This window comes from Vibrio sp. M260118, assembly GCF_036533755.1.
Classification (GTDB): domain Bacteria; phylum Pseudomonadota; class Gammaproteobacteria; order Enterobacterales; family Vibrionaceae; genus Vibrio.
Window position 1 is genome coordinate 1 of the sequence record NZ_JATABG010000196.1, and the last position, 7,700, is coordinate 7,700.

Annotated in this window: 6 protein-coding genes and 1 pseudogene; all 7 read right to left on the reverse strand. The window is 46.3% G+C overall.

What is annotated here, in order from left to right; genetic code table 11:
• Positions 1-456 precede the first annotated feature (456 nt).
• Positions 457-1,458: a Zn-dependent hydrolase gene (locus QTO00_RS12360; protein WP_331425080.1), complete on the reverse strand. Its 1,002-nt coding sequence runs from the start codon at positions 1,456-1,458 to the stop codon at positions 457-459.
• Positions 1,459-1,560: 102 nt separating this feature from the next.
• Entirely contained in the window at positions 1,561-2,790 is a 1,230-nt protein-coding gene (locus QTO00_RS12365) for a pyridoxal-phosphate-dependent aminotransferase family protein (RefSeq protein WP_331425081.1), read from the reverse strand.
• Between the two features lie 48 nt (positions 2,791-2,838).
• A complete protein-coding gene (locus QTO00_RS12370) occupies positions 2,839-3,663 on the reverse strand; it encodes a sulfite exporter TauE/SafE family protein (protein ID WP_331425082.1) in 825 nt (274 codons plus the stop codon).
• 2 nt (positions 3,664-3,665) lie between these two features.
• Positions 3,666-5,279 carry a gamma-glutamyltransferase family protein gene (locus QTO00_RS12375; protein ID WP_331425083.1) on the reverse strand — a complete coding sequence of 538 codons (1,614 nt, stop codon included), beginning with the start codon at positions 5,277-5,279 and terminating at the stop codon, positions 3,666-3,668.
• A gap of 33 nt (positions 5,280-5,312) precedes the next feature.
• A complete protein-coding gene (locus QTO00_RS12380; protein WP_331425084.1) occupies positions 5,313-6,452 on the reverse strand; it encodes an amidase family protein in 1,140 nt (379 codons plus the stop codon).
• A gap of 18 nt (positions 6,453-6,470) precedes the next feature.
• A pseudogene (gene puuE, locus QTO00_RS12385) lies at positions 6,471-7,400 on the reverse strand (allantoinase PuuE); the annotation flags it as partial.
• Between the two features lie 131 nt (positions 7,401-7,531).
• The gene (locus QTO00_RS12390) at positions 7,532-7,699 is read right to left on the reverse strand and encodes a TetR family transcriptional regulator C-terminal domain-containing protein (protein ID WP_331425085.1); all 168 of its coding nucleotides are present in this window, start codon (positions 7,697-7,699) and stop codon (positions 7,532-7,534) included.
• Position 7,700 lies beyond the last annotated feature (1 nt).

Consider the following 7,700-nt stretch of genomic DNA (forward strand, 5'->3'; position numbering starts at 1 on the left):
GAAGAACACCGACTTTAATTGTCTCTTCTGCAGCAATGGCAGATGAAAGAGTCAGTGAGGTGGCCAAAGCGGCAAGCGATAATTTGAACATCTTGTTCATTTTGATTCTCCATGTTTGAATTATTATTCACCAATGACGAATCAAAATTAGTGCCAAATATTTAAATGAACTTGGATTGATGTAAAGTACTGATTTATTTGTTTAAATTTTGCATTGCACAATATTGGAAAGGCCATTTAATCGTTTTCTGATTAATTATGGTGCATATTTTGTTCAAAAATATGCACCATATACAGTTAGTTAGTCCAAGCTGCGGGAAAGTTTTAGTAAATTAGTAGCACGATATTTTGAGTGGTATTCATGTAATCTATAAAGCAGCGTCTATGTATTCAAAGTTGTAAGTGGGTGGTACACTAGAGTTTGAAGTGAAATGTATCTTTACATCACAACTAATTTTACAAACCCATTTCCACAGACGAGTCATTGCTGCTTTCGACATTTGAATCGCACTGGATAGCTAGAATAGAGCTCATTAGCGCCTGTATTGCCTTAGTTGCATCCTCTACAGCTATTGATTCTAAAGGGTGATGGCTGATCCCCTTCTTACAACGTACGAACATCATGGCTGTAGGTACTTTTCCTGCGAATACCATCGCATCGTGACCCGCGCCGGACACAAGTGATGATGAAGAGCCTTGAACGCTATCAATTGCCTTGCCCAACAGTGAAGTAAGGCCTTCGTTGCAAGCTACAGCATCGGCATGGTGCGTTTGTTTCCACTCGAGGTTTAAGTGGTTTGATTCAGCAAGGTTGTCTAAGCATACCTTAAGAGTATCTATTAATCTGTCACGTAGCGCATTATCAAGGCTGCGAACATCTAAGCTTAAATGCACCTCTCCCGGTATTACGTTTACCGCTCCTGGGCTGACATCTATTTTACCAACAGTAGCGACGACGTTGTTCTCCTGTTGATTTAATTCACATGCTTGTAAGTAGACCTCGGAAATCCATTGAGCGGCTACAACCAAAGGATCATTACGCATATTCATAGGGACGGTACCAGCATGTCCGGCGTGTCCGGTAAGTGAAATATCGTAACGTTTAGCACCAGCAATGCCCTTGACAGGTGCTAAGCTTTGGTTGGTGTCTTCCAGTATTGGTCCTTGCTCGATATGAGCCTCAATATAGGCAATCACTTCATTCGAAGTAATGGCTGCATCGCTTATGTTATTGACATCAAGCCCAAAATGAATAAATGCGTTGGCAAGTGTCGTTCCTGAATCATCTGTTAAGTCTGCCCAACTACTATCCCAGACACCTGCGACGGCTGAACTCCCCAAAAGTGTTGAGCCAAACCGCGTTCCCTCTTCATCACCAAATCCGACTACATCGATATGAAAGTTAAGCTGAATTCGCTGAGAGGCTAAATGCTGTAACATTACTAATGGGGTAATCACACCCAACATACCATCATAGCGGCCGCCATTAGTGCATCACAATAGTCCATCACTCGCTGAGCCAATTGTTCAGCTCGCAACTGGCTAAGATTGCTCTGCATATTAGACTCCTTCATTGTAGGTCGCGATTGCGGTCTGATAAGCAGCTCCTTGTTGAACTGGTACTCCTGCTTGTTTTAGCAATGTTTCCAAGGCAACCAATGTTGTCAGAACTGTGTCTAAACGAGCGTTATAACCCATTGTCCCAATACGCCAGATTTTGCCGTGCAAAGGCCCAAACGATGTACCGATTTCAATATTGAACTGTTCTAGCATTGCCATACGAATTGTATCACCGTTAATACCAGTTGGGATGTACACTCCTACTACATTGTTCATTTTATGTGTCTGATCCCCAAAAAGGGTCAGGCCCATTGCTGAAAGTCCCGCTGCCATTGCATCGCCAGCGCGCTTATGACGAGCAATAACTTCGTCTAGCCCCTCTTCTAAGTTGATTTGCGCGCACTCTCTTGCTGCAAATAGCATACTTGTTGCTTCGGTGTGGTGGTTCAGGCGCTCTTCACCCCAGTAATCTAGTACCATCCCTAAGTCGAAGTAGTTCGAGCGGATGCGGCTACGACTGCCTTGCTGGTGAGATTCCACTCGAATTCCCGCTTCTATGTGTTTTCTAGAGCGGATCAACTCCGTAGCTCTATCACTTAACGTAACAGGTGCAGAGCCTGACGGTCCTCCAAGACATTTTTGCAATCCAACAGAAACGGCATCTAGCTGCCATTGGTCAGATTCAAAAGAGTTACCCACAATTGAAGCTGTGGCGTCACTGTAAAACAGTACACCATGCTTTTGACACACGTGACCAATCTCATCGAGTGGCTGAAGCATGGTGGTAGAGGTGTCACCTTGAACAAGTGCTAGAAGTTTTGGCTTATGCTTTATGATCGCTTTTTCGATCAGAGAATCTGGGACTACCGTTCCCCACTCCACTTCAAACGAAACCACTTCAGCGCCTGCACGCTCGGCAATTTCAGCCAGCAAATGACCAAAACGGCCAAATATCGGAACAAGGACCTTATCGTTAGGTTCAATCAACGAAACTAACACTGCTTCGATACCAGCGCGCGCTGTTCCATCAACCAACATGGTCGCTTGGTTGTCAGTTTTGAAAATTTGACGATAGAGCTCCATCGTCTGATTCATATAGCCAGTCATGATTGGATCATATTGGCCAATTAACTGGTTACTCATAGCCTGCAACACGCGTGGGTAGGCGTTGATAGGTCCTGGCCCCATCAGCAAGCGAGGTGGTGGCGAGAGTCTTTCAAAAGTCTCCATCTTAAACTTCCTTATTATTTTGACTTTACTTGAATATTTTTGTTTGATTTAGATAGCTTGAAGCAGCATTCGAATTCCGGTGAAGGCCAGCACAACAGCAAAAACTATTTTTAATTTTGCACTGTCTAACTGTTTTCCAAGACGAGCACCTACGGGTGAAAAAAGCACCGTCAAAGGTACGATGAAGGCGAAACCCAGCCAATTAACCAAACCAAGGTTGCCAACTGGTGCGTTAGCTGGGGTTGTTCCTGCCAGTAACATTGTTGCCACGCCCGGAAGCGCAATTAGCAAACCTACCGCTGCAGCTGTGCCAACCGCTCGATGTGCTGGGTAGTTAAAAGCGGTAAGAGTCGGCACAGTAAGCGTTCCGCCACCAATTCCTACCATGACACTAAGGCATCCAATCGTCGTTCCCATTGCACCCTGACCGGATCTAGAAGGAAGCTGCTCAGCCATTGGTTTAGCCCCAGTTCGAAACAACATGTTTAGGGCTGATAATGTAGCAATGATACCGAAAAGTACCGTTAACCAAGCACCACCTATATACGTAACCAGTAAACTTCCTGCGATAACGCCAAATACGATAAATGGCGCTAGCCAACGCAGCAGAACCCAATCGACATTGCCATTGCCATTGCCATGATGCGCGCGTATCGAGCTTACTGATGTCGGAACGATGGTCGCCAATGATGTCGCGGTCGCTATGAGCATTGCTGCCACTGGCTCAATGCCAAAGTACTGGAACAAGTAGTAGAGCACCGGGACAATCACTATTCCTCCTCCCACACCCAATAGGCCAGCGAGCAAACCAGCAACAATACCTGTCCCGATTAATGCAAACGCAACTGGCAGAAAACTAAATACCTGATCCATGCTTAATACAACTCCTTGATGTGTTTGTTATTTGGTTGATTGTTGTTTGAAACCACTATCACTTTACCATCGCTACGTGGATCTGACGCTGCTAGTGATTGTTCTGATTTGATGTGAATCGCCCCTGCGTGACCAAAAAACTCTGCCATATCGGGCGCACTGACAAGATCGTGACCGCGCGCCCTGAGCTTTTCACCAACTCGTTTAAAGAGTGATTCACCGAGCTTAAGATTGTCCTCAGCCTTACCCCAGGTTTTGCCTAATAACCAACGGGGCGCTGCAATAGCTTGTTCCAACGACGTTTTCTGCACCAGATAGCGCCAAATGATTGCAGCTTGGGTTTGAGGTTGTCCTTCACCACCCATGGTTCCATACACCAGACGAGTGCCATCATTTAGTAGTGCCATTGGTGGGTTCAAGGTATGCATCGGCTGTCGTTGTGGTCCAATAGCATTTGGATGTTCTGGGTCTGTGCTAAATCCAAGTGAGCGGTTGTTCCATACCACTCCGGTCACTGGATTTACTAAGCCAGAGCCAAATTCCCAGTAAATACTCTGAATATAACTAACAGCTAAGCCTTCACTGTCGACCACTCCCATCCAAACGGTATCGCCAATAGGACCGGGATTCGGCCAAGGCGCTGCTGTACTCGCCAACTGGTGGTATTGCTGATTTATCTCTGTTTCAGATAAACGCTGCTGCATTTCCTTCGTCGCGGCGAGCGAATCGTTTAGATAGAGATTACGCCATTCAAAGGCAATTTTTATCGATTCAATAAGATGATGAAGTGCATATTCTTCACCTTCTATACTCTGCCAAAATGAATCGGATTTGTTTTCCGTGGTTATCATTTTATTGAGTAGGCCTAATATATTGAGTGATGCTCCTCCTTGAGTTGGTGCACCAAAGTTATAGAACTCACCCCAAGCCGTATCTAAAACAAGTGGCGCAAACCACCCAGCCTGAGTTGATTCAATGTCATCGAATGTTATTGGGCTCCCCCTCTCTGACAGATATTTAGCGTTCTCCTTAGCAAGCTCACCGCAATACCAATCTTGCAGCCCGTTTTTTGCCAAGCGTCTATATGTCTCTGCAAGAGCGGGCAACGTAATCAATTCGCCTGTGTTGAACGGCTTACCTTGGTTGTAAAACACCTGTAGTAGGTCTTTGTGTGGGTATTCAGCAGCAAGCTTTACCATCGCACTGTGTAGGCTTTCGCTGACCATAAACCCTTGCTCTGCGTAGCTTATTGCTGATTCGAACAGATCTGATAATGTCAGGCGACCCGGGTACCTTTCACTCGCAGCATGCCACCCGGCCACCGCGCCTGCAGTCGTTAGTGCCGTTTTAGGACCTCGCATATGTTGACCAAACTCAGCGTGTGAAAGCTCCTTTGCAGAAAAGCCTGCCGCATTTAGTGCCACTGGTCGCTCTCCTGGCTGGTGGATCAGCCAAAATCCATCGCCACCTAAGCTGGTCATGTGCGGATAGACGACAGTCAACGCGCTGGCTACGGCAATACAAGCTTCAACCGCATTCCCTCCCTTAGCTATAATTTTCTCCCCTGCTAGAGTTGCCAAGTGGTGGGGAGATGTTACTGCTGCTTGATATGACATCATGATTCCTTTTATGATTTCGTTTCGGTCAAATTAGCCCAATACCTGTCTAGCTAACTCGATCAATTCCATATCGCTTTTTTCCCTACCAAGTAGACTTAGCCCCACCGGCAATCCACCATCGATTGAAACTGGTGTCTGTAGCTGAGGCCAGCCACTCAGCCCGGCAATAGAAGTCAAACCAAGTAGAGTATTTCTATGCTGGCTGCTATTTCCGTTAGTATTTATCTCTGGTGCGACTGATGGCGAGGTTGGCATCAACAGGGCTGAGCGTTCAGGTAACCAGCTTTGCACGGTTTTTTTCCAATGCTTGAGGTCAGCCTCTGCTTGATCAATTAGCTGTTTACCCTCTTTGCTGCTGACTAAGTGTTGTCCCCAACGGAGGCGAGTTTGGATGTCTTCTCCGAACTCATGGATGTTGTTCTGCAGCCACTTACCATGGGCTTGCCAGATTGAAACGGCTTGGAGGATCGAAAAACACTCTCTGCGCTTCTGGGCATCAAGAGGTGGAGTTGTTATCTCACGCTTGTTGCCCAAATAACTTTCGTAGCATCGCCGTGCGTGTTGTTTGAGCGCTAGTTCACAACCTTGCCACAGAGATTCACACCAAAGCATTTGCTCAATGGGTGGGTTGTAATTGCTAGTGCTATCGATGGCGAATAGAGCTTTACAGGCGGATTCCATGGTGTCGAGATCGCGAGTCAGTACGCCCGCGGTATCAAAACGAGGAGCCAAAGGCACTAATCCATCTGTTGGCACTCTACCGTACGTCGGTCTTAAGCCGTACAAACCGCAGTAGCTAGCAGGCACTCGAATAGAACCGCCTGTATCAGTAGCAAGACCAATATCAGATTCACCCAATGCTACAGAGACCGCTGAGCCTGAGCTTGAACCACCACTATATCGGCGATGGTCGAGCGGGTTTCGAGAGATACCGTAATGGGAATTATTACCTGCGAGTGAGTATGCAAGTTCATCAAGTTGAGTTTTGTGGTCGAGGTAAGCACCAAAGCTCGTAAGTAGTTCAACCGCCTTGGCATGTTGCTTTGCCTCAGGTGCATCGCGCAGCCATGCAGGTAGGCCAGCGCCAGTTTTGAAACCCTTAACATCAAACAGATCTTTAACTGACATCCGCTTTCCGGTTAACTCGCCAGCCAAGGTGTGATCATTCACTGATGAAACATCTGCTAGTTTGAAAGCTTGAGTTGTAATATTACTCGGCGATGGCTGAGTCGCTAACCAATGTTTAGCTATCTGCTCGCGGGTGGTATACCAAACTTGATCAAATTGAGAAGTGTATTCAATGAAACGACGTAGTGCTGCTATTCGACCGGGACGCCCAACTAAGCGGCAGTGAAGCCCGATGCTGAGCATTTTTGGACTGTTCTCTCCCTCCAAGTAGAGTTCATCAAACGCATCTTTAAGATATTGATAGAACTGTTCACCGCTATTAAAACCCTGTGGCGTTGCGAAACGCATGTCATTGCTATCTAGTGTGTACGGTACCATAAGCAAGGGCTTGCCATAGTTACGGTCCCAGTATGGAAGATCGTCTGCATAGCTATCAGCGCAATATAGAATATCGTCACGTTCAGCGATAAGTTTGAGTGTGTTTGGGCTTGTTCGCCCAGTGTACCAACCTTTAGGCTTACTACCGGTAACACGTTCATGGATCGCTATTGCTTGTTCTATATGTTCGCGCTCTTGTTGCTCAGAGAAGTGTTGATAGTGAATCCATCGTAATCCATGGCTAGCAATCTCCCATTTAGCATTTAGCATGGCCTCTACAGCGTCGGGATGTTTTTCCAAAGCCGTAGCAACACCGAATACTGTCACTGGGATACAATGCTGGGTGAATAGACGATGCAAGCGCCAAAAGCCCGCACGACTGCCATATTCATAAATAGATTCCATACTGAGGTGGCGATCTGGGTAGGAATCTGCACCCACGATCTCAGACAGAAATTGCTCCGAGCCTGCATCCCCATGCAAGACGCAGTTCTCACCTCCCTCTTCATAATTGACCACGAATTGCAGTGCTATTTGGGCTTTATTGGGCCATTGAGGGTTGGGGGGATTTGCTCCATAACCCACAAGATCGCGCGGGTAATCCTTGGTCATATCGTTCCTTGCCTTACTTAACTTGCGCTATTTGAAGACCAATAGCTCGTAACCTGTTTAAACTATGTAAACAGCGTGATTAATTGTTGTTAAGCAAAAATCTGACCAAGTGTTCAGGTTTTAGTAAGTCATCAACTTAAACCGAGACCTCGGAGTACGGTTTCAACCGTAAACTGCTCTGCCTCTAGAAATTCTTGTTCCGTGAGCTGACGCCCTTTTAATAGGCTAATTTCAGTATCAAAGTCTGCGTAAAACTGAGTGGTACCCCAGATCATGAAGAGTAGATAAAGTGGTTCAATT